Below are 22,760 nucleotides of genomic sequence, written 5' to 3'. Positions count from 1 at the left end.
GAGATAGATCGTTTCTTTATAAAATATTTTGAAAACAATAACAATGACACAATTGGTTTGATATTTGATTATCTTTATAGAGGATCGTATACGTCCTTTGCCTTATATTCATAAAGATTAGATTGAGAAAAATATATGGATTATCCTTGGCTTGAAAATAGAAAAGGAAAGCGTAATACGACAACAGGGTTTCATTTCCCTTTTCATCAGAGGCATTAAAAAAACTTAAAACAAACAGTTTGCTATTTCATAATGATTTCTTTTTTTTCCAACCAGTCATGTTCCATCGGTGAAAATTGTATATCATCATATATGCAACAGATTGGACTTGAAGTCCGTCTCTATGAAGTTTAGTCTCGTAAAGAAAGCCGCTCAATACGCGACTAAAGCACTCTACAGGTGATCGGTTTTATTTTTTTAAGTTAAATGTTTTTTATCCGTCTTAAGAATCTTCAGTTTTTTTCAGTTCTTCAAGTATTGGCATAGACATGATATTATAGCCTGAATCAACATAGTGGATTTCACCTGTAACGCCTGATGATAAGTCAGAGAGGAGATAAAGCGCGGATTTTCCGATTTCATGAATATTCACAGTACGACGTAATGGAGCATTCCGACGTTGATGTGAAAATATTGCACGGGCAGCTGCAATGCCATTGCCTGCTAGGGTTCTAACAGGACCCGCAGAAATAGCATTGACGCGGATATTTTGCGGGCCAAAGTCTGCCGCTAAATAACGGACCATAGCTTCCAAAGCAGCCTTAGCTACCCCCATGATATTATAATTAGGAACAACTTGCTGTGAAGCGCCATAGGTAAGAGTTAAAAGTGCCCCTCCATTAGGCATAAGCTTTCCCGCGCGCTGAGCAATTTCAGTAAAGGAATAAGCTGAAATAACCATTGTACGTTGAAAGTTTTCACGCGTTGTAACATCAACGTAACGTCCTTTTAGCTGATTTTTATCTGAAAAACCAATAGCATGGACAATAAAATCAATAGTTTTCCATTCTTTTTCAAGTTTCTCAAAGACGTCGTCGACATTTTCAATTTTTTCAACATCACATTCTAGAACTAATTTGCAGCCAAGCCCATCTGCTAGGGGCTGAACACGTTTCCCGAAAGCATCTCCTTGATAAGTTAAGGCCAATTCAGCCCCTGCTTGTGCGAGTTGACAGGCAATCCCCCAAGCAATTGAATGATCATTCGCAATTCCCATAATAAGGCCGCGTTTGCCCTCCATCAAACCTTTCATATTATTCTCCGTAAGACCGTATTTTTTCAATTACTAAGAACTTTCATTTATATATAGCGTTGAAAAATAAGCGTTGCATTGGTACCACCAAAGCCGAAAGTATTTGACAATACAGTATTCAGTTGTTGATGATCATGTCGTTCACGAACAATTGGCATATCAGCAAAAGCTGGGTCAAGTTCTTCAATATGGGCACTTTCACAGATAAAATTATGATTCATCATTAACAATGTATAAATTGCTTCGTGAACACCTGCGGCTCCTAAGGAATGCCCTGTTAGAGATTTGGTAGCAGAAATGGGGGGACATTGATCACCTGCTCCAAAAATACGCCGGATAGCTTCTATTTCAGGAGGATCTCCAACAGGCGTTGCTGTTGCATGGGGATTGATATAATCAATTTTATCGTGGACTGTTGCAAGGGCCATGCGCATGCATCGTTCTGCTCCCTCTCCTGATGGAGCGACCATATCATGTCCATCGGATGTCGCGCCATATCCAATGATTTCTCCGTAGATTTTTGCCCCACGGGCTTTAGCGCATTCTAGTTCTTCAAGCACTAAAACACCAGCACCACCAGCAATAACAAATCCATCACGATTGACATCATAGGCACGTGAAGCTTTATGAGGGATGTCATTATATTTGCTAGACATAGCGCCCATAGCGTCGAATAAAACAGAGAGTGTCCAATCCAAATCTTCACAGCCGCCGGCAAAGATGCGATCCTGTTTACCATATTGGATCAATTCATAAGCATTCCCAATACAATGATTGGAGGTAGCACAAGCTGAAGAGATTGAATAGTTGACCCCTTTTATTTTAAAAAAAGTTGCCAGTGTTGCAGATGCAGTAGAACTCATCGCTTTAGGGACAACAAAAGGTCCAACACGTTTCGGACTCTTTTGGCGTGTAATATCAGCAGCTTCTACGATTGACTGCGTTGAAGCACCTCCAGAACCCATAATAATACCTGTGTGTTCGTTTGATACTTCATGAGGCTCTAGACCAGCATCAGCAATTGCTTGATCCATGGCGATATGATTCCATGCGGTTCCACGCCCATGAAAACGTAGAGCACGTCGATCTACAAGTTCTTCTATATTAATATCAGGTTTACCGTAAACTCTGCTACGAAAGCCTAACTCGGCATATTGAGGTGCGTAAGAAATACCGGATTTTGCTTCACGTAAACTGGTTAAAACAGCTTGGGGGTCATTTCCAATCGCGGAAACAATTCCCATTCCGGTTATAACAACTCGACGCATTCATACCTCCTTATTCCATACAGAATAGTAAAAAATTATTTCTGATGAAAATAACATTCAATCTTCTTTGAATAAAGCAACGCGTAAATCATTTGCCTTATAAATAGTTTCTCCATCTGCTTTGAGCCATCCATCAGCTATTCCTAAGACTAAATTTCCCCGTCGAATACGTTTAAAATCTATTTCATATTCAAGAAGTTTTGTTTGTGGTGTTACCATACCTGATAATTTTACTTCACCTGTTGATATCGCTCTCCCTTTCCCTGGTTCTCCTAGCCAACCAAGAAAAAAACCTGTTAATTGCCACATACCATCTAGTCCAAGACATCCTGGCATAACGGGATCACCTATAAAGTGACAATTAAAGAACCAGTGATCTGGTGTAATGTCAAATTCAGCACGAACCATCCCTTTATCGTATTTACCACCAGTTTCACTGATTTGAGTGATTCGATCAATCATCAACATTGGCGGTGCCGGCAATTGCGCATTACCCTTACCAAACATTTCGCCGCGAGCGCAGCTTAGAAGCTCTTCATAAGTGTAGCGAGACTTTTGTTCAGCCATGGTTACTCCATTTATTTGCATATATCTTTATTTCTGCGCTTTTCCCCAATCTACTTTTAGAGCAAATTTTAAAGAGAGGGAAATGATTTTATATCATTTTTAATGACAAAAGCCCTTTTTTATGTATTCTACATAGATAATTATTTAAAAATGGAATACAAGATTGTACCATCCTGTTCCCATTTTTTTATTTTTATCTTACTTAAAGCAGGAAGATATTTTGGTTTGTAATATGTCAGGAAGTGCAGACAATTTAGATATGAATGAAGAGCAACAGTCCACAAAAGAGTGTGGAGAGGGTATGCAGTATTATTCCACTTCTATGTTAGAAAAACGTTTGCGTGAAAATGGGTTGCGCCCAACACGTCAACGGTTAGAACTTGCACATATGATTTTTTCTCAAGGCAATCGTCATATTACTGCTGAAGAGCTCTATGAGGAAGCGGTGAGGGTAGGTGTTCCTGTATCCTTAGCAACGGTTTACAATACGCTTCATCAATTTACGGAAGCGGGATTATTACGGATTATTGCTGTAGAGGGTTCGAAGACTTGGTTTGATACAAATACCTCTGATCACTACCATTTTTATATAGAAGGTGAAAATCATATTCTTGATATTCCTTGCAATTTAGAAGAATTTCCTATTATTGGAAATTTGCCTACACCACCAGAGGGTATGGAAATTTCACATGTTGATTTGATTGTTCGATTGAAACAAAAGAATCAATCTTGTGATAGGGAATAGGCATGTTCAATGAGAAATAAAAATTGAACTTGATGCGTTTGAGCATTCACCAACCTTTTATTTTTTCATCAGGATAAATCCCCCATAATTGAGGTTGATGAAGCCATCCATGAACATTATTAAGAGTAATTTCGCACCATTGTCCATCACATTGGTGGATATTGCCAATGACATTAGGCTCCACCTCTGCCACAAGTTGTGCATTATCGGTGGGTTTTTTTCGTAGCATTAGTCTTTTTGTTTTATCTTTTTGCCATGGAATAGTTATAGCCGTTCGTTTTCCTGATAAAAGTGATTGATATACCCACCCTTCATCGCCTTCTGCATCACGAATTTTGCGCCATTGATCATATTCTTGGATGATTTCAATAGGTAACCCCTTCTTTTTGTAGGTAAAAATAATAGAATAGTTGCTTCCTGGCCCAACACGGACATTAACACGCGTAGGTTTAATCGAAGCAAATCGTGGAAGCGGTAAACCACTAGGTCCTAAATTCTGATTAAAGGTTTGTGCGTGCAACAAACCTGGTGTACCCAACACAATGACTTTTGCTATTAAGATACATGATGCAAGCATTAAAACGCGAAACCAACGAGAATTTTGCACACTGAACTCCTTTATTTCATCATATATTGGTCATTTAAAATCTGGAAAATAAGATTGGAGACGGATAAAAATTATGCCATATCGCCCGTTAAAGAGATCTAAACAATGAAAAAATTGTTACGAAAAGAGCAAAATAAAGAAAACAAAAATTTGAATTTTTGAGTACTTTAGGGTGATTATGAGGTAATAGTTGTAAATAAATATTGGACTTTTAGCGAGTTGTCTGCGTGAGAAAAATATTAAAACAGAAAAGTATATTGTGGCCAGAGCAGTTTTTGTATAGGAAGCCAGAGCTAGAATTTTGTCTCTTTTTTCCAAGAGCGTTTCTCGAAATAAAAGCACAGTTATGCATGTTATGAATACGAAAACTGTTCAGTAAAGGGATTATGCTTTGGCTTGAGAAGATAGTTTTGAATGGATAAAAGAATACGCTGAATGGAGCATTTAAGTTTAAAATATGAGTAATATTATAGGGTAGATTGATATATAAGACCTTATGCAATGATATTGTTTATCCGTACATTAAAGCAGGCACATCATCATTCTATGTCAAAGGTCTCAATGTTATACAGTTCCTATTATTTAGAACGTTTATAAAATGCATTTTTATTTTATTTGCAGGCGCCCCTGCGTGTCGATGTACAAGAAAAAAAGATTGATTCAATATGAGAAGATGTTGAGAGAGTTTGCTGTATGCGGAGTTATTATCTGATATGAAAGAAGATGAAAGAAGATTATTTATGACGATAAATCAATAAGTTATCAATTTTATTTCAGCTCAGTATAAAAAGTTTTATGAAAGAGGAGGGATTATTCGATACGCTTATGAGGTTAATTACATAGACAAAGAGACAGAGGATTATGTATTTTCATATCCTTACACATACAATCGCATATTGCGATAATCATTTGTGTTTTGCAATTTGATCTAAAATTTCCGAAAGATGCAGAATATTTAAGGGCAAAAGAAGAAAATCATCATTAGACATGCATATAGGAAACAGTTATTTGAGAGATAAAAAGAAGAAGGGAAATTATAGCGAAAAGTGATGATAAAACACCTTACACTCAATACACATTTTACACAAGAACAAGTCCCTTCAATATCTAAAGCATCGTTTTTTATCTATTTTTAGAATTACAAGAGTGAAGTAAACGCTACCTCTATGATAAAAATTTATCACTTTGTAGATAAATAACACATTCGTTTATATAACTAAAGCCCTAGACAACATAACACAAAAAAACACGCGCCAAAAACCCATTGCAATTGCCTATAAAACAAAATCTCAGGGTATCTTACTCTCTATTCCTTATGCAATCCTATAATGCATCAAAAGCACATCACTTTATTACACCAGTTCGTCCGTTACTAACAAAACCTTCTCTTTGCGCACGCTTACGAGCAAGCTTACGTGTACGACGAATAGCCTCAGCTTTTTCACGAGCACGCCTCTCAGACGGCTTTTCATAATAACTACGCATTTTCATTTCACGGAAGATACCTTCACGCTGCATCTTTTTTTTCAACGCACGGAGCGCTTGATCAACATTATTATCACGAACGAGTACTTGCACTATTTATCCTGCTTTTTCAGTGTCATAAATTATAGGAAAACCTACGTCCCTTTAAAGGCATATCCAAAAGGACAAAAGCTTATATCATACAAATAAGATATTTGTCTATATAGCTTTTTAAAATTCTATTCTTTTTGTAATAAAATTCTTTTTATAATAAATGATAGAGTTTACGGTTATAAACTTATGAAAGTCCTTGTATTTGATCATTTTCGTCAAGATAAATTTTTTCAGCGGCGGGATAATGCGGTAAGCCGGGCATGGTCATAATATCTCCACAAATGACAACAATAAAGCCGGCTCCTGCACAGAGACGAACTTCTCGTACAGGAATGTCAAAATCAACAGGAGCACCATATTGCTTGGGATCAGCAGAAAAAGAATAAGGTGTTTTTGCCATACAAATAGGGTAGTTTCCAAAACCTTCTTTTTCCCAAGATTCAAGTTGTTTAAGAATAGGAGCTGAGATGATGGCGCTACGCCCACCGTACAGCTTTGTTATAATACAGTTAATTTTTTGAATGAGGGGAATATCATCTTGATAGAGAACTTTAAAATGGGAATCTTGCTTTTCAATTAAGGTGACGAGTTCTTGTGCAAGCGCTACTGCACCTTTTCCACCTTGTTCCCAATGCTTACAAATAATAGCTTTATGTCCAGTTGTTGCAACTATTTTTTGTAATGTTCTTATTTCAGCATCGCTATCACTGTCAAAATGATTAATCGCTACAACACAAGGAATACCGTAGAGCTCCATATTTTTGATATGTCGTAAAAGATTAGCTGATCCCTTTTCTAAAGCGGTGATATTTTCTTCTGTCAGGTTATTTTTATCCACACCACCATTCATTTTTAATGCACGAATCGTTGCAACAATCACTGTTGCATTTGGCACAATACCTGCTTGCCGACATTTGATATTGAAGAATTTTTCTGCTCCAAGATCGGCTCCAAATCCTGCTTCTGTGACAACATAATCAGCGAGTTTTAAAGCGGTTTTTGTTGCTATAACTGAGTTGCAACCATGAGCAATATTGGCAAAAGGTCCTCCATGAACGAGAACAGGATTATTTTCAATTGTTTGTACAAGATTGGGCTGTATAGCGTCTTTTAGAAGAACTGCCATTGCGCCTTCTGCGTTGAGATCAGCCACTGTTACGGGTGTTTTATCATAACGATAGGCAACAATAATTTTTTTGAGTCTTCGTGTAAGGTTTTCTAAATTTTCAGCAAGACAAAGGAGTGCCATAATTTCTGATGCAACAGTAATATCAAAACCTGTTTGTCGAGGAAAACCATTTGTTATGCCTCCCAATGAAATAACGATATCACGCAATGCACGGTCATTCATATCAAGAATGCGCTTCCAAACAATGCGACGTGGATCAATGTTTAGAGTATTTCCCCAATAGATATGATTATCGATCATTGCGGCAAGAAGATTATGCGCTGCTGTAATAGCATGAAAATCTCCAGTAAAATGTAAATTAAGGTCATCCATTGGAACGACTTGCGCATAACCACCACCTGCGGCACCGCCTTTTATACCAAAACAGGGGCCTAAAGATGGTTCTCTCAAAGTGGCTATTGTTTTTTTGCCAATGAGATTAAGAGCGTCATTCAGTCCAACAGTTGTGGTTGTTTTGCCTTCTCCAGCAGGTGTGGGATTGATGGCCGTGACGAGGATAAGTTTACCATCTGGGTTTTTATTGAGCGATTTTATGTAGGAGGAAGAAATTTTGGCTTTATCATGTCCATAGGGAATAAGGTTTTCATGGGAGATACCAATTTTTTGTGCAATTTCAGTAATATGCTGCTTTTTAGCAGTGCGAGCAATTTCAATATCTGTTTTAGGCATGGAAAAATTCTTTAAAATGAGCTTTTATTAATGTTTAGAATCTCTATTCTCTGGATTAATAAGAATCCATAGAGAATATAAAGTGTAAGATATCATAGAGGTCAATGATATGTCGCGCAAGAGATAATGCTAAAGAACGACAAGAGGAGTTTTAACGAGTTTTTAGAAAAAAGAATCTTTGTGTTTTAAGTTTCGGTAAGTTTTTAGCTAGTCTGCAATATTACTTTCAATATCAACGAATGATGAACATCAGAAGAAAGTTTTTGGGTAATTAATTTAAAAACTTTTTATGCAGCGATATTGATATCTTATATTTGTTATTCCGGATAGTCCGTTGAAAAAATTTTAGAAGGCAGTAAACCACAATTTGTGGGGACACATCTAAAGCCCCCTTGATGGAAAAGATAGAAATAAGCAAGTAAAAAAATTATCCAACTGATTGGAAAGTATAATCCAGAAGAAATCAAAAACAAGTGCATAGATTGCGAAAAGAAAGCAACAACACCCACCAACTTATGCAATCGTTACGATTATTGCTAATGAAAACACTTTTGGATTAAATTAAAGGCCACAAACATCCCATTCTATCAAAAATTAAAGAAACGACTCACAATAGAATGGAATAAAAAGCTATGAGAAATTCAAAGATAAGCAAAAAATAAATCACGTATTAGAAGAATTTCAAGAACTTGAGTTTGTGAGTAAAATATTGATTTTGCTAATAATGGCGCACCCGAAGAGATTCGAACTCCTGACCCCCAGATTCGTAGTCTGGTGCTCTATCCAGCTGAGCTACGGGTGCACACATTTTAATTTTCTATATGTCTAAGACAAAAGGTTCCTAATCGTTTCATTAAAGAAATGCAAGTGAAACTTGGGTCATCATAAAAAAAATCTCTTTTTTTATGAGATATTAAAAAAGTTATAATATATTATCGATTCAATTGAATTTTTAATAAGATCATTTTTTTGTTATGATCGTACAAAGCAATATGAACGATAGTTAACTTGACCTTTTAGTCTATGAACGATAGTCAGCCAGAGATAAGATATGTTTTTGCGGTGGGGGGTAAGATATATACCTGCTGTTTGGTTGTTATGTAAAACGCCGATATTATTACTGTTGAAAACTATTTCAGGTAAACATGATACAGCAAGGGTAGATGTATGGCATTATTAAAAAAGATCTTTCCATTGGTGTTATTAATTGTCGTTTTAACGGTCGCTTATTGGGTTGGAAAAAAGAGTGTAGAGCAACCTATTTCTACGGTGGATAAAACAGGTATATCGTATAAAGCTTCAAAGGGAAAAATAGGAAGACCACCGACGAATGTTGTTGTTGATTTTGTAAAAACGCAAGATTTTTATGAACATCTTAACGTTATTGGGAGCGGAAAAGCGCTTGCTGAAGTAGATTTAACCCCTTTATCATCAGGTGTTATCGATAAGTTTTTTGTGTCTGCTGGTACAAAAGTACAAGTGGGAGACGTGATTGCAAAGCTTGATTCTAAAAAGGAAGAGATAGCGGCCGCAAAAGCAAAAGTGCAACGTGATAATAATGCTTTAACACTTTCACGTATTCTTAAATTACGAGCTAGCAATACAGCAACGGAAGTGCAAGAAATTACGGCACGTTTAGAATTAGATAATGCAAATTTAGTGTTACGGAATGCTGAGTTAGATCTCGAGCGGCGAACAATTCGTGCACCGATTCCTGGAGTTGTTGGTATTCTACCTGTTGATGCGGGAAATAATGTGACCCTTAATACTGTAATCGGTCGTATTGAGAATAGAGAACGTATTTTGGTCGATATATGGATCCCTGAACGATATGTATCGCGTATCCATAAAGGAGATAAGGTAACAGCAACATTAACAGCGCAGCCAGATAAATCTTTTGTTGGTCATATTTACGCGATTGATAATGTCGTTGACCCAGAAAGTCGCACGCTTCATGTTCAGGTTGAAATCAATAATGAAAAAGATACCTTCATGTCTGGTATGTCCTTTTCTGTTGCCTTACAATTTCATGGAGGATCTTTTCCTGTTGTTAATCCTCTCGCGATTCAATGGAACAGTAAAGGGTCATTTGTTTGGCGTGTGAGAGAAGGAAAAGTAGAGTCTGTTCCTGTATCGATTATTCAGCATGAAGCAGATCAAGTTTTCGTGAAAGCCCCTCTGGAGAATGGTGATCAAGTTGTTATTCAAGGGGTGCAAATGCTTTATCCAGGAAGTAAAGTAATTATTGATGATCCAAAGTCCCATCAACAGCAATTATCAGCAGTTTATGGAATGGATATATAATGGGCCAAGAATTGAGCACAAAACAGCCAATATCACAGGCGGAGCAAAGTGGTCTTATTGCCTTATTTATTCGCAGACCGGTTTTTACTTTTGTTTTGAATGCCATGATCATCATTGCAGGATTTGCAGCGTGGTTGAATGTTGATGTGCGAGAATTACCCGATGTTGATACGCCAGTAACAACGGTTGTGACGGTGTTTTCTGGTGCGTCGGCGGAAACAATTGATCGTGAAGTGACAAAAGTTATAGAAGATGCTGTTTCTCGCGTTTCAGGGGTTAAGACGATTTCTTCAACATCTTCTTTTGGGCGCTCTCTTGTGCAGATTAATTTTAATGTTGGTGTTGATTTGAATGTAGCGGCATCTGATATCCGTGATGCTCTGTCTCGCATTGCTTATTCTTTACCCAAAAATGCAGATGTTCCTTTGATCATTAAAGCAGATTCGAATGCTGCAGCCATGATGTATTTGGTTGTGACATCACCAACAATGAGTATTGATGATTTAACAACAGTTGTAGACGATCAGATTGTTGATGCAATTTCTGCTGTTGATGGTGTTGGAGATATCCAGGTTGCAAGTGCTCGCACAAAGATTTTTCAGATTGATATAGATCAAGCAAAACTTGCAAGTTATGGATTAACTGTCGCAGATATTTCACGTGTTCTTGCTGATATGACAACGGATGTTCCAGTAGGATCATTACGCAATTCTAAGCAAGCTTTAGTTGTTCGTGCCACTGCACGTTTAACAACACCAGAATCTTTTGAACAAGTTGTTTTAAAGCCTCATGTACATCTTGGTGATGTTGCGCATGTAACTTTATCACCCGATATAGAAAACGTTATTCTTCGTATCAACGGAAAGACAGGGATTGGATTAGGTATTGTGCGTAAAGCACAATCCAACACGCTTAACATTTCTGCAGGCGTGAGAGCCGTTGTTGATAATCTCAAAAGTATCGTTCCTTCTTCTGTACATATAGATGTTATTAGTGATGATGCAATTTTTATTAAAAGCGCCCTTCATGAGGTTGAGGTTGCATTGATCATAGCTATTTTGAGCGTTGTCTTGGTTATTTTTCTTTTTCTCAGAGACATTCGTGTAACGCTGATACCTGCTTTATCTCTTCCAGTCGCTTTGATTGGTACTATTGCCGCTATTTATCTTGTAGGGTTTTCATTGAATATTCTCACATTTTTAGGGCTTGTTTTAGCTACAGGGCTTGTTGTAGATGATGCCATTGTTGTTCTGGAAAATATTGTTCGATGGCGCAATATGGGCATAGGTTCTAGGGCCGCAGCGGTATTAGGAACCCGTGAAGTCTTTTTTGCTGTTATCGCAACAACGTTGACTTTAGTGGCTGTGTTTGTCCCTATCTCTTTTCTTCCTGGACAAGTTGGAGGACTTTTTAGAGAATTTGGTTTTGTTTTGGCAATTTCTATTTTGCTTTCTTCAATCGTTGCCTTAACGCTTTGTCCTATGTTGGCTTCACGTTTTCTCAAAGAACATATTGAGGAGAAAGAAGAAAAATTCCATCATCATTTTACTTTTTTATATAAATGGGGTTCTTTATTTCATAAGGCCTATACGTACAGTTTGCATAAATGTTTAGAAAAGCCTTGGGCTGTTGTTATTGCTTCACTTGTTTTTGCAGCGCTTTGCGTTGGAGGCTATACGAAGTTGCAACAAGAATTAACACCAGCAGAAGATAGAGCCCTTATCTTTTTGGTCATTAATGGACCTCAAGGTATTTCAACACAATATTTGAACGAGCAGGTAGAGCAAATTGAAGAAAGTTTACAGCCATTACGTGATGCAGGTGAGATTGCTAACAATTACTCTATTGCAGGTATTGGTGGTTCACCCAATACTGCTTTTTTGGTTTTATTGCTTTCACCTTGGGATAAACGTGTACGTAGTCAGCAAGAAATTGTGAAAGATGTTAATGCGAAGGTTAGGCAATTTCCGGCAGTTTTTGTGTTTGCTGCACAGGGAAATTCTCTAGGTGTGAGAGGAACGGGGCAAGGGTTACAATTTGCAATTCTTGGTAATGATTATGCAACATTACAACCTATTGCTGATCAGTTGGTGCGTGCTTTACAAGCAGATCGGCATTTTATTCGCCCACGTCTTACTGTTGATGCCACACAACCGCAATTTTTTATTGAAATCAATCGAAAAAAAGCCTCCGATTTAGGGATTGATATCACCAATTTGGGCGATACATTACAAGCAATGTTGGATGGTAAAAAGATTGGTTCCATTAACGTGGATGATCATTCTTACGATGTTAAATTGATATCGCGTAAAAATCATATGAAGAGTCCTAGCGATTTAGAAAATATTTTTTTAAAGACGAAAGACAATCGATATGTTCCTTTATCGGTTATTGCGCGTTTGCATGAAAAAGCTATCGCTCCCCAATTAAAACGGGAAAAGCGCATGAGTGCTGTCATTTTAAGTGCAGATCTTGCTCCAGGTATCACTTTAGGGGAAGCTTACCAAACTGTGCAGAAAATTGCTTCTCCTTTGTTATCAAAAGGAACCTATGTGGTTCCCTTAGGAGAAGCCGAAACACTTAATGAAACATCTTCCAATTTTATGATTGTTTTTGGCATTGCTTTTTTGATCATTTTATTGGTTTTAGCGGCTCAGTTTGAAAGCTTTATTTCAGGATTCATTATCATGGCCACTGTTCCATTAGGGATTGGTTGTGCTGTAATTGCTATGCTCTTAAGTGGTGTGAGTCTTAATATTTACAGTCAAATTGGATTAATTTTGTTAATTGGCGTTATGGCAAAAAATGGTATTCTGATTGTTGAATTTGCAGATCAATTACGTGATCAGGGAAGAAACGTGCGTGAAGCTGTAGAAGAAGCAGCAAATATTCGCCTTCGTCCAGTTTGTATGACAATGATTTGTGCCATTTTAGGGGGTATTCCTTTGGTTTTAGCCAAAGGTGCTGGTGCAGAAGCGCGTATAGCTTTAGGTTGGGTTATCGTTGGTGGTTTAGGTTTAGCAACTATTTTTACACTTTACGTTACACCGGTTGTTTATCTTTTTTTAGGGCGCTTTATAAGATCAAAAGCAGAAGAAGATTTGCGCTTAACAAAAGAACTCAATCAAGTTAAATGATATATCGAGTAGAAAAGGTTTGAAAGTTTATTTTTATAAAAATATCATTTTCCGATCTTATTTTTTTACTTTTATATTCCTTCATTTTTGTGTGAGCGGTGAAAAGAGTGAGCAATCAAGGAGACGTTTTCTGCTTTGTTATTGTTTGTCCGTAGATTTCATTATCAATAACCATATAGGATAAGCTTATGGGAGATGGCTTTTCAATTCGAAATGAAAAGGCTTTTGAAGCCGCATTAAGAGCTTTAAAAAGCCATGCTGCAAAGGATAGGGTCTATGATATTCGTAGGCATTTTGTAGAGGATGGTCAGCGTTTTTCCCATTTTTCTCTCAGACTTGATGATCTTCTTTTTGACTTTTCAAAATGTGGTGTAACATTTAAAACGTTGCAACTTCTAGATGATTTAGCTGTCGCAGCAGATGTATTAGGCCGACGTGATGCAATGTTTTCGGGTCAAGCTATTAATACAACCGAAAAGCGCTCTGTTCTTCATATTGCATTACGTTTACCTGCTGACGAAATTTTCATGCTGGGTGGCCATAATCTTATTCCCGATATTCAAGACGTCCTTCAAGATATGGAAAGATTTTCTGAAAAGGTACGTGATGGCTGCTATAAGGGGCATGGTGGTGAGAAGATAACCGATATTGTAAATATTGGTATTGGTGGTTCTGATCTTGGACCGGCGATGGTTACACGTGCATTAAAACCTTATCATGATGGTCCCCATTGCCATTTTGTTTCTAATGCGGATAGTGCAGATATTTTTGATGTTCTCTCTGTTTTGAATCCAGCAACAACGCTATTTGTCATTGCTTCTAAAACTTTTACAACGGCTGAAACAATGGCAAATGCTCAAGTTGCCCGTCAGTGGATTTGTTCATATTTAGGGGAAGAAGCTCTCCACACGCATTTTGTTGCTGTTTCGAGTGCACTTGATAAAGTAGAGGAGTTTGGCATAGATTCTTCGAGAGTTTTTCGATTTTGGGATTGGGTTGGAGGCCGTTATTCAATTTGGTCAGCTATTGGTCTTGTTGTGATGTTTGCAATAGGGGGGCATAATTTTCGTCAATTTCTCCAAGGCGCTCTGCAAATGGACCAACATTTTAAAACCATGCCTTTGCATAAAAATATTCCTATTCGATTTGCTCTTTTAGGGTTCTGGCATCGTGTTATTTGTGGTTATTCATCACGTGCTGTAATTCCCTATGCACAGCGTTTAGCGCATTTTCCAACTTATTTACAACAACTTGATATGGAATCAAATGGGAAGCAAGTCTCGCTGGATGGCAAACCATTAAATTTTTCAAGTGGTCCAGTTGTTTGGGGTGATTCAGGGACCAATGGTCAACATGCTTTTTTTCAATTTCTGCATCAAGGAACCGATGTTATTCCTGTAGAATTTATTTTATTTATCAAAGGGCATGAGCAAAATTTATGTCCTATGCATGATATGTTGGTAGCAAACTGCTTAGCGCAATCCAAAGCCTTAATGAAAGGACGCAGTGTTGAGGAAACACGGCATATTCTTTTAAAGAATGGCACTGATGCGTGTGAGGCAGATAATTTAGCACTTCATAGAAGCTTTGCAGGAAACCGCCCTAGTATTACGTTGATTCAAGATTTATTGACACCTTTTGCGCTCGGTCGTCTCATCGCACTTTATGAGCATCGTATTTTTGTCGAAGGTATTTTAATGGACATTAATTCATTTGATCAATGGGGTGTTGAGCTTGGTAAAGAATTAGCAGATGAATTATTACCAATACTTCGCGGAGAAAATAAAGCAGATAAACGCGATAGCTCAACATTAGGGTTGTTAGCACATATTCAGGCAAGACGTGCAAAATAATACAGAACCCACTGTGCATTATCATCTTTACACCTATGAATGAGGGTGCAAGGTAACAGCATCATCATTCTGTTTGCGCGCTCAAAATTTTGCGATAATCTTTGTCTTTAGGTAGTCTACAAAAAGCATTTTTATTTTTTTAATAGTTCTTATTCTCTTTGCTTATGAGGCACAAAAAAACAATACTGATTGATTCAAGATAAATAAGCAAATTTCAAATAAGAAAAATTTTAAATATTCGAGATTTTTATTCAACATACGGAAAGATAAATTACCATTATAAATCAATAGATTATCTAAATATAATTTGAAAGTATTTTTTTATTATGTGCAAAAGAGATTTATGAAAAAATAATGTGTGATAACCCGCTATTTTACGTACATCTATCGTTGAGCTATTGTTTGTTAGATTGAATCTTAACAGCAGAAAATTAAAAAACGAGACATCATAAAAATTAAAATCTGTTGAACCTATCACACCAGCTGCTGATTATATTGTTGACAAAATCAGGTTAGAGAAGACTATGGAATAGCAGTTTCGAGCAATAAACGCGTAAAAACAGATCAATAGAGCACACTGCGAACGGAAGCATCACAAACTCTTGTTGAAATATCCTCTAATAGGTATATTGTGTCAAGCAACAGCTACTAAATCATGGAGAATTTATGAGTAATATTCCTACTTATCTTGTTACCCCAAATCTACAGTTGGTATACGTATCAAACGTAGAGCATTCTACCGCTTTTTACAAATTCATCTTCAAGAAAGAGCCTGTATTCATTTCGCCACGCTATGTTGCATTTGCTTCTTCGGGTGATGCACTCTTTGCACTTTGGTCTGGGGGTGATGCGCCTGAGGAAAATGTGCCTCGTTTTTCAGAAATTGGTATTATGTTGCCTACAGGAGAAGATGTAGATAAGCTATATGCGGAATGGCAAGAGCAAACCACCGTTGAGATAAATGTCTTGAAGGAACCATATACTGACATATTTGGACGTACCTTCCTCATCAAAGATCCCGACGGCCACATTATTCGTGTTTGTCCACTAGATTAAATTGCAGTACAATTCGGTCAATTTGACCGAATTCTTCAAAATTTCTTTTATTTTTTAATAACGTGCCAGAAATCCAAAAAAACTTTGAAAAGAATAACATTGATACAAAACTAGGTGTCAAAATATACAAAATCTGCTGACAAGCTACAGAAAAGCTACATGCATTAAAAATATTTAAAAAAGATGCTTTATTGAGCGCTTTGGCGGAGAGAGAGGGATTTGAACCCTCGATAGAGTCACCCCTATGCCGCATTTCGAGTGCGGTGCTTTCAACCACTCAGCCACCTCTCCATATGAAGTGCGGCAAAAATCCGCACTATTTGAGTTAAGTATAGTATATGACGGGTAGATAACCTTCAATTGTTTTTGGTACAACCTTTTTTTATTTTTTATGGGACTTTATTGACAGAGAATAGAAATTCATTCATATAGGCAGAATATGAGCGTGGGGAAATCTGCGCATATTTTTGTTGAGGAAGGTTTTATCCTCCTTTAACAGTGGTTACGACTGATAAAAAGCAGCCTATTTTCCCTTATTTCAAGGTAGAAATTAAATAAAAGCTGGAGTGAACGGAAGGATAAAAAATGTTCGCAGTCATTAAAACCGGTGGTAAGCAATACCGCATTGTTGCTAACCAAGTGGTAAAAGTTGAAAAAGTTAGTGGAAATGCGGGTGATGTTGTTGAATTCAATGATATCTTGATGGTTGGCCAAGAAGGTAATGCGGTTATTGGGACGCCTGTTGTTGCTGATGCACTGGTGACGGCTGAGATTTTAGAACAGGCACGTGGGCGCAAGGTTATCGCATTTAAGAAACGCCGCCGTCAGAATTCTAAACGCACGCGTGGTCATCGTCAAGAATTTACAACAGTGCGTGTTTTAGAAATTTTAATGGGTGGTTCAACGTCTAAAAAAGCAGTTACAAAACCCATAAAAGAGGAAACAATGGCAGCAAAAAAAACAGAAAATGCCACTGTTGAGAAGAAAGCTGAGAAAACAGTTGAAAAAAAGGCTGCATCGCAGAAGAAAGCGGCTGTATCATCAAAAAGTAAGAAAGATTAAAGGAGAGCGTCTATGGCACATAAAAAAGCTGGTGGTTCCTCGCGTAATGGTCGCGATTCAGAATCGAAACGTCTAGGCGTTAAAAAATTTGGTGGTGAAACCGTTATTGCTGGGAATATTATCATCCGTCAGCGTGGTACACGTTGGCATGCTGGTGACAATGTCGGCATGGGAAAAGATCATACGCTTTTTGCTTTATCAAAAGGAAAGGTTTCTTTTCAACGGAAAGCGGGTAACCGTTCCTATGTTTCAGTTATCCCTATGGTGGAGGCAGCGGAGTAATCTGTAGCATTTTCTCTAGCAATCAATTGGGGTTTCATTATATTTTGGAATTTCATTGAATTGCAGTTGTAGTTTTTAAGCAATAAGCATTAAAAGGGAAAGATAACATTCTATCTTTCCCTTTTTGCGTTGGTACTATGATGAATCTAGAAAGTATACGAAAAACGAAAAAGGTAGAATTGGGTAAATGAATTTTTTCCATGAGAGAAAAATTTGTGCTGCGTTGTGTTTGCATTGAAGGTATTGATATTATGATGTAATTTGTTGATAAATTTGTATGTGATAAAAGTGAGAAGAATTTACTTTCTTTTTATGCATGAAGAAGTGCTGAGTGATTTTTTATAAAAGAGGCAATTTGTTTTTGGAAAATTATTGAGAAATTTAATACAATCATTTTGATAAAGATGAATCTTTTCATAGGCACGTGTGCTGGTGATGGGGCAGGTGGGATCGTTCTTTTAAAAAAGAAGGAATAAAAATCCATAAGATTAAATGATTAAAGCTGCTATAAAGAGAATATGTATTAAAGCGCTCCAGTCAATCGAGAGTGAAATTATATTTTGAAGGAGGATTGAAGATATAAAAACAGCCGATGTGCAATCAGCTATCTTCGAGAGTATTTAGTTCTAATTTCACTCTTTATTGTAAAAATAAATAAGCATAAGGGGTAAGGTTAAGGCCGTAATTATTTTTAAGTTTTGTACTTTATTTATCTCATTTGTAGAAATGTCTAGAAAGTAAGATTATCTATAGAGTTTTTCTTAGTTTTATTGCTTTATGATGGTGTTTAGAGGATGTGCGTTCTTTGCAAATGCGTATCAGAGAGTATTATGTGTTTGCGATATTGATTGAAGCAAAGGATTAGCTTAAAATATATCAATATCATATAATTGATGGATGAGTATCGTAGGGTGAGCGCACAGAATTTAAAAATAGTAAGTTGCATGAGACAATTTTTGATGATGTAATAAATTGATAAGAGGGACACAGAAAGTTAAATCAACTTGAAGGAAGAGTCAAAATGTTAGCTGAGTTACAAATGATTGAGGAGAATGCTTTCTTAAAGGGAGAATAATGGCAAGTTATGTTGAATAACTTTGGCTGAAGAGAGCGTTTTAAAACATAGTTTTTCAGGTGATTGGGGCTGTAAAATTTGAGGTTTTGTTTTTGTAAAGTAAAAGTTAAGAGTTAGATTTGCTTATGATGGTTTAAGCTACCCGCGGGATTATAATATCCAATTATTTTATCGGTTTATTGAGGTATTTAAGCACCTCAGTTAGCTCTATTGAATTGCGTAAAACAAAAAGCCATGATGTTGTGCACATCTTGTATTTTTAAAAATGTGGCTTTGAAGTGAAACTTATCAGGGGCACTTGTATTCAAATGTGAGGTAGTTTGAATTCATGATGGGATTTGAGAAAGCAGAAGCAATGAATATAGATTTTACTGAGAGTGAAATCTTGTCTATGAAATCTATACAACTTGCCGCTGCTTTTAATCATAAAAATGATGCGATTTATGCTGCTGCTGAGTTACTTGTACAGGTTGGCGCGGTTGACAAATGCTATCTGGAAAGCATGCTTGCACGTGAAGAAATAACGAATACTTGGCTTGGGAATGGCATAGCCATTCCTCATGGCTTTGTTGAAAATTGTGATTTAATCATCAAAGATGCTGTTGCTGTTATACAGGTTCCTGCAGGTGTTGAGTGGCAGGATGGAAAGAAAGCACATTTGATTATTGCCATTGCAGCGTGTCCAGATCTTTATAGAGAAATTTGCAAAAAATTGACGTCTCTTTTATTTGATAAAAAACAACTTGAAGTACTTGCGACAACTACAGACAAACGGCAAATTGTTACAACTTTGTTTTATCAGGATATAAAGAAAGAAAAAACTTTTATTGGTGATCTTTCGATGTGTCAGGAATGGACTTTAGATTATCCAAGTGGTCTACATGCACGACCAGCTTCTCTTTGGGTTGATTTTGCAAAAAGGATTAAAAACTCTATCAGAGTTCGCCATGGTCAATATGCCGTTGAAATGAAAAATTTGGTTGGTTTATTGCAATTAGGCGCAAAAAACGGTGATGTTCTGATTTTTTCTACAGATGCTGCAGAAGGAGCACAACTTCTTCAGGATGCCATTTCTGTTGTAAAGAAAGTAAGTATTAGTGAAAAATGCATGGTGAGAGAGATGGAATCTCATACAAAGACTTTGCATGGTTGGTATCCACGTTCCATGCAAAAAGGCATTTCTGGTGTTGGAGCAAGTTCGGGGTTAGCATTTGGTAAGATTTTTGTTCTAAGGCAAAATGATATTTCCATAATAGACCAGCCAATTGATTTTGCAGTTGGTGCGGCATGTCTTGAAAATGCTCTTACAAAAACAAAACATAAATTGGCATCGGTGATTTCTGATATTACAGTGCGTATGGGAGCGGATTCTGCTGCGATTTTTTCTGCGCAAATGGTTTTGCTTGAAGATGAAAATCTGATAGCTCAAGCTTGTCGTTTTATAGCAGAAGGTCATGGTGTTGCTTGGTCTTGGGATAGAGCGGTTCGGCAATTTTCAGATATGTTTTCTAAGGTGGATAATCCTTTGTTAGCAGCACGTGCGGTTAATTTAATTGATGTTGGTCGTCGTGTTTTAGGTGAAATAAATCCATCCTATAGGTCTTTCTTTTTAAATGATATTCCAAGTGGTGTTATTCTGGTTACAAATGATCTTTCTCCTTCTGATGTTACACAACTTGATAGTACAAAAGTAAAAGGATTAGTAACAGCATGGGGAGGTCCACTCTCTCATACAGCTATTTTAGCGCGTACTCTTGGTATTCCGATGGTTGTTGCTGTAGGTGATGATATTTTAGCGGTTCAGTCTGATATTCAAGCTATTATTGATGGTGATAACGGATTCATTTATTTTAATCCTATGCTTGAAGATATTGAAGATGCTCAAAGACATATTGATAGTGTTGCGCAAAAACGTGTTAGTGAGATAAGTGCGTCTCGATTACCATTGCAAACGACAGATGGTCAAAGAATTCGTATCATGGCTAATGCCAATTATGCAAATCAGGTTCCTGTTGCGTTTGATTTGGGGGCTGAAGGTATCGGACTCATGCGCACAGAATTTTTATTTTTAGAGAATCCACATATTCCGGATGAAGAGACCCAATTTGATATATATCGGGCGATGATTGCAGCTGTAGGAGATAAGCCATTAATTATTCGTGCACTCGATATTGGTGGGGATAAACAGGTTACGCATTTACATTTATCTAAAGAAGATAATCCTTTTTTAGGTGTTCGAGGAACGCGGCTTTTGTTACGTCGGCGTGATCTTTTGGTTCCTCAATTACGTGCTTTGTATCGGGCAGCAAAAGAGGGCGGAGATCTATGGATTGTGTTTCCAATGGTGATGTCTGTCTCAGAGATTGTTACCATAAAAAAGATTGCAGAAGAAATCCGCAATGATATTGATGCACCTAAATTAAAACTTGGTATTATGATCGAAGTTCCAGCAGCGGCTATTATGGCAGATGTGTTGAGCGCCCATGTTGATTTTTTCTCAATTGGAACCAACGATTTAACACAGTATACAATGGCTGTTGATCGGCAAAATCCATACCTTGTGTCTGAAGCGGATAGCCTTGATCCAGCGGTTTTGCGTATGATTTATCAGACTATTCGGGGAGCAGCACAACATGAATGTTGGGTTAGTGTATGTGGGGGTGTCGCTGGAGATCCTTTTGGTGCGATGATTTTGACTGGATTGGGAATTAATGAGCTTTCTATGATATCTTGCGATATTTCTCCAGTAAAGGCGTGTTTGCAGACTCATAGTTTCGAAGAGATGAAAATTTTAGCACAAAAAGCACTACAATGTGAAACTGCACGGGCTGTACGCGCTCTGAGCAAGGATATACAGTGGTAAGAACGTGGAGAGAAAAAAACACACTCATTGTGTAAGGTTTTAGATCTTTAGTATTGTGACTCATTATCTTTTAGAACAATTATAGGCAACATATTTATAGTGATAAATTGTCATTAATAAATTAAAACTTATTGCCGATGAAGTGAAACATAAAAGTGATGAGCAGATAGATCTCATTTTAAGAGAAAGCAATTTTAAATCAGATTTGTCATGGTTAAGAATCCTCATTCTTGGGGGAGGGGAGGAGGTTGAAAATAATTTTTATTAAAATGAAATTCATATTGTTTTTATTCTATTTATTGTTGGTATAATCAGTGTGAATAGGCGAGAGATGTTTAATCATTTCATTTTGAAGAAAATATAGATCGTTTACCAATTTAAGAGCAGTGTTTTTTCATAAAGCAGAAGGTGTGTAAGTGAGCATGAAAATTTATGAGTGGGGATAAACTTTTTATTCCCATTCTTGCATTGTACATAACTATCCACGGAAAAAGTTTTTTCTTAAAAAGAAAGGATGTGCTCGTTATTCAAAAGGTATCAGCTTTTAATTTTAATAAATGAATTTGTTTTTAAAGTTTTGAATATATAATTTGGGCTTGCACGTTATTTCTTTCTGAGTATAGTGCGAGACTCCTGGAGAGGTGGCCGAGTGGTTGAAGGCGCACGCCTGGAACGCGTGTATATGGGAAACCATATCGAGGGTTCGAATCCCTCTCTCTCCGCCATACAATTTTCTTCTATGTATAACGTATTGATTCTTTGTAATTTTTTTAAAGGTTTGGGAGCATTAACAAAAGTTCGGGAATAGGATTTTCCAACATACCGTTACGAAGCTCATCTTTTCCCTCCAACATTCTCTAATAATTTTTTGAATTCTTTGAAATCCACTATTTTAAATGTGCAAAGACATTCTCTATCGCCTCCATGAGACGAGCAAAATTAAGAAACCATTTTCTAAAGAATTTCGCGCGTCTCAGAGTATGTTTAGAGTCGGATATTTGGTTTTTGTGTAAAAATACTCTCTATGGCATCTAGGATACGTGAAAAATCAAGCGCTAATAAGAGTATAATCAGTACAATCCATTTCGTATAACGAGACATCACCTTTACACTTTTATAGGTCATAATGATTTCTTGAAGGATTTCTTTTTCCGCTTCTGTAAGCTCTATATCGTCTCTTGTTTTTCTTCTAGCCATGTTCCCATCCACACAAACGTTCACCTAGGGTGTTATGTTTTAAGATATCTCTTGCT

Annotated in this window: 15 protein-coding genes and 3 tRNA genes; 9 read left to right on the top strand and 9 right to left on the bottom strand. The window is 37.0% G+C overall.

Translation table 11 applies throughout. The annotated features are described in order from the left end of the window. Positions 1–442: 442 nt before the first annotated feature. From fabI to fabA, 3 genes are read right to left on the bottom strand one after another with little or no spacing between them, the layout of a single operon-like run. Positions 443–1,252 (bottom strand): enoyl-ACP reductase FabI, encoded by an 810-nt coding sequence (fabI, locus tag PVV59_RS00090; protein WP_273753855.1) that lies wholly within the window; start codon positions 1,250–1,252, stop codon positions 443–445. A gap of 47 nt (positions 1,253–1,299) precedes the next feature. Continuing rightward, positions 1,300–2,520, bottom strand: coding sequence for a beta-ketoacyl-ACP synthase I (fabB, locus tag PVV59_RS00085; protein ID WP_273753854.1), 1,221 nt, complete (start codon positions 2,518–2,520; stop codon positions 1,300–1,302). 57 nt (positions 2,521–2,577) lie between these two features. Beyond that, on the bottom strand, positions 2,578–3,087 hold the full coding sequence (gene fabA / locus PVV59_RS00080; RefSeq protein WP_120121634.1) for a 3-hydroxyacyl-[acyl-carrier-protein] dehydratase FabA: 510 nt from the start codon (positions 3,085–3,087) through the stop codon (positions 2,578–2,580). Positions 3,088–3,319: 232 nt separating this feature from the next. Here fabA and irrA point away from each other — a divergent pair, with 232 nt between their 5' ends. Next, a complete protein-coding gene (gene irrA, locus PVV59_RS00075; RefSeq protein WP_273753853.1) occupies positions 3,320–3,832 on the top strand; it encodes an iron response transcriptional regulator IrrA in 513 nt (170 codons plus the stop codon). Between the two features lie 46 nt (positions 3,833–3,878). On the opposite strand, the gene PVV59_RS00070 is transcribed toward irrA, so the two are convergent. From PVV59_RS00070 to PVV59_RS00055, 4 genes are all read right to left on the bottom strand, one after another. Continuing rightward, positions 3,879–4,439 carry an SH3 domain-containing protein gene (locus tag PVV59_RS00070; protein ID WP_273753852.1) on the bottom strand — a complete coding sequence of 187 codons (561 nt, stop codon included), beginning with the start codon at positions 4,437–4,439 and terminating at the stop codon, positions 3,879–3,881. Positions 4,440–5,783: 1,344 nt separating this feature from the next. Then, a complete protein-coding gene (gene rpsU, locus PVV59_RS00065) occupies positions 5,784–6,017 on the bottom strand; it encodes a 30S ribosomal protein S21 (protein WP_273753851.1) in 234 nt (77 codons plus the stop codon). Between the two features lie 184 nt (positions 6,018–6,201). Continuing rightward, positions 6,202–7,875 (bottom strand): formate--tetrahydrofolate ligase, encoded by a 1,674-nt coding sequence (locus PVV59_RS00060; RefSeq protein WP_273753850.1) that lies wholly within the window; start codon positions 7,873–7,875, stop codon positions 6,202–6,204. Between the two features lie 725 nt (positions 7,876–8,600). Then, positions 8,601–8,677 (bottom strand) — tRNA-Arg (locus tag PVV59_RS00055). Between the two features lie 365 nt (positions 8,678–9,042). Here PVV59_RS00055 and PVV59_RS00050 point away from each other — a divergent pair. From PVV59_RS00050 to PVV59_RS00035, 4 genes are all read left to right on the top strand, one after another. After that, complete coding sequence (locus PVV59_RS00050) at positions 9,043–10,179, top strand: efflux RND transporter periplasmic adaptor subunit (RefSeq protein WP_273753849.1); 1,137 nt, start codon at positions 9,043–9,045, stop codon at positions 10,177–10,179. Further along, positions 10,179–13,316, top strand: coding sequence for an efflux RND transporter permease subunit (locus PVV59_RS00045; protein WP_273753848.1), 3,138 nt, complete (start codon positions 10,179–10,181; stop codon positions 13,314–13,316). The genes PVV59_RS00050 and PVV59_RS00045 overlap by 1 nt, the downstream gene beginning before the upstream one ends. Before the next feature lie 188 nt (positions 13,317–13,504). Continuing rightward, positions 13,505–15,169, top strand: coding sequence for a glucose-6-phosphate isomerase (gene pgi / locus PVV59_RS00040; protein ID WP_273753847.1), 1,665 nt, complete (start codon positions 13,505–13,507; stop codon positions 15,167–15,169). A 666-nt stretch (positions 15,170–15,835) separates the two neighbouring features. Further along, positions 15,836–16,225 (top strand): VOC family protein, encoded by a 390-nt coding sequence (locus PVV59_RS00035; protein ID WP_273753846.1) that lies wholly within the window; start codon positions 15,836–15,838, stop codon positions 16,223–16,225. 201 nt (positions 16,226–16,426) lie between these two features. Here the strand turns inward: PVV59_RS00035 and PVV59_RS00030 are convergent. Next, positions 16,427–16,516, bottom strand: a tRNA-Ser gene (locus PVV59_RS00030). 294 nt (positions 16,517–16,810) lie between these two features. On the opposite strand from PVV59_RS00030, the gene rplU reads away from it, so the two are divergent. From rplU to PVV59_RS00010, 4 genes are all read left to right on the top strand, one after another. After that, positions 16,811–17,287, top strand: coding sequence for a 50S ribosomal protein L21 (gene rplU / locus PVV59_RS00025; protein WP_273753845.1), 477 nt, complete (start codon positions 16,811–16,813; stop codon positions 17,285–17,287). A 12-nt stretch (positions 17,288–17,299) separates the two neighbouring features. Then, the gene (gene rpmA, locus PVV59_RS00020; RefSeq protein WP_273753844.1) at positions 17,300–17,569 is read left to right on the top strand and encodes a 50S ribosomal protein L27; all 270 of its coding nucleotides are present in this window, start codon (positions 17,300–17,302) and stop codon (positions 17,567–17,569) included. 1,403 nt (positions 17,570–18,972) lie between these two features. Beyond that, entirely contained in the window at positions 18,973–21,507 is a 2,535-nt protein-coding gene (gene ptsP, locus PVV59_RS00015; protein ID WP_273753843.1) for a phosphoenolpyruvate--protein phosphotransferase, read from the top strand. Between the two features lie 635 nt (positions 21,508–22,142). Next, positions 22,143–22,232 (top strand) — tRNA-Ser (locus PVV59_RS00010). Positions 22,233–22,491: 259 nt separating this feature from the next. On the opposite strand, the gene PVV59_RS00005 is transcribed toward PVV59_RS00010, so the two are convergent. Beyond that, positions 22,492–22,704, bottom strand: a complete 213-nt coding sequence (locus PVV59_RS00005; RefSeq protein WP_139413584.1) for a hypothetical protein — start codon at positions 22,702–22,704, stop codon at positions 22,492–22,494. Between the last annotated feature and the right edge of the window lie 56 nt (positions 22,705–22,760).

The sequence above is a fragment of the Bartonella sp. MM73XJBT.G genome, assembly GCF_028618435.1.
Classification (GTDB): Bacteria; Pseudomonadota; Alphaproteobacteria; order Rhizobiales; family Rhizobiaceae; genus Bartonella.
The sequence above is the reverse complement of the archived record's forward strand: the minus strand, read 5'-3'. Positions and strand labels throughout refer to the sequence as shown.

Bases quoted from the DNA above. Each gene is read 5' to 3' on its own strand.
- ptsP (WP_273753843.1), top strand. From the start codon at position 18,973: ATGATGGGATTTGAGAAAGCAGAAGCAATGAATATAGATTTTACTGAG.
- fabA (WP_120121634.1), bottom strand. From the start codon at position 3,087: ATGGCTGAACAAAAGTCTCGCTACACTTATGAAGAGCTTCTAAGCTGC.
- PVV59_RS00050 (WP_273753849.1), top strand. From the start codon at position 9,043: ATGGCATTATTAAAAAAGATCTTTCCATTGGTGTTATTAATTGTCGTT.
- fabB (WP_273753854.1), bottom strand. From the start codon at position 2,520: ATGCGTCGAGTTGTTATAACCGGAATGGGAATTGTTTCCGCGATTGGA.
- fabI (WP_273753855.1), bottom strand. From the start codon at position 1,252: ATGAAAGGTTTGATGGAGGGCAAACGCGGCCTTATTATGGGAATTGCG.
- PVV59_RS00035 (WP_273753846.1), top strand. From the start codon at position 15,836: ATGAGTAATATTCCTACTTATCTTGTTACCCCAAATCTACAGTTGGTA.
- pgi (WP_273753847.1), top strand. From the start codon at position 13,505: ATGGGAGATGGCTTTTCAATTCGAAATGAAAAGGCTTTTGAAGCCGCA.
- PVV59_RS00045 (WP_273753848.1), top strand. From the start codon at position 10,179: ATGGGCCAAGAATTGAGCACAAAACAGCCAATATCACAGGCGGAGCAA.
- rpmA (WP_273753844.1), top strand. From the start codon at position 17,300: ATGGCACATAAAAAAGCTGGTGGTTCCTCGCGTAATGGTCGCGATTCA.
- PVV59_RS00060 (WP_273753850.1), bottom strand. From the start codon at position 7,875: ATGCCTAAAACAGATATTGAAATTGCTCGCACTGCTAAAAAGCAGCAT.
- rplU (WP_273753845.1), top strand. From the start codon at position 16,811: ATGTTCGCAGTCATTAAAACCGGTGGTAAGCAATACCGCATTGTTGCT.
- irrA (WP_273753853.1), top strand. From the start codon at position 3,320: ATGTCAGGAAGTGCAGACAATTTAGATATGAATGAAGAGCAACAGTCC.
- PVV59_RS00005 (WP_139413584.1), bottom strand. From the start codon at position 22,704: ATGGCTAGAAGAAAAACAAGAGACGATATAGAGCTTACAGAAGCGGAA.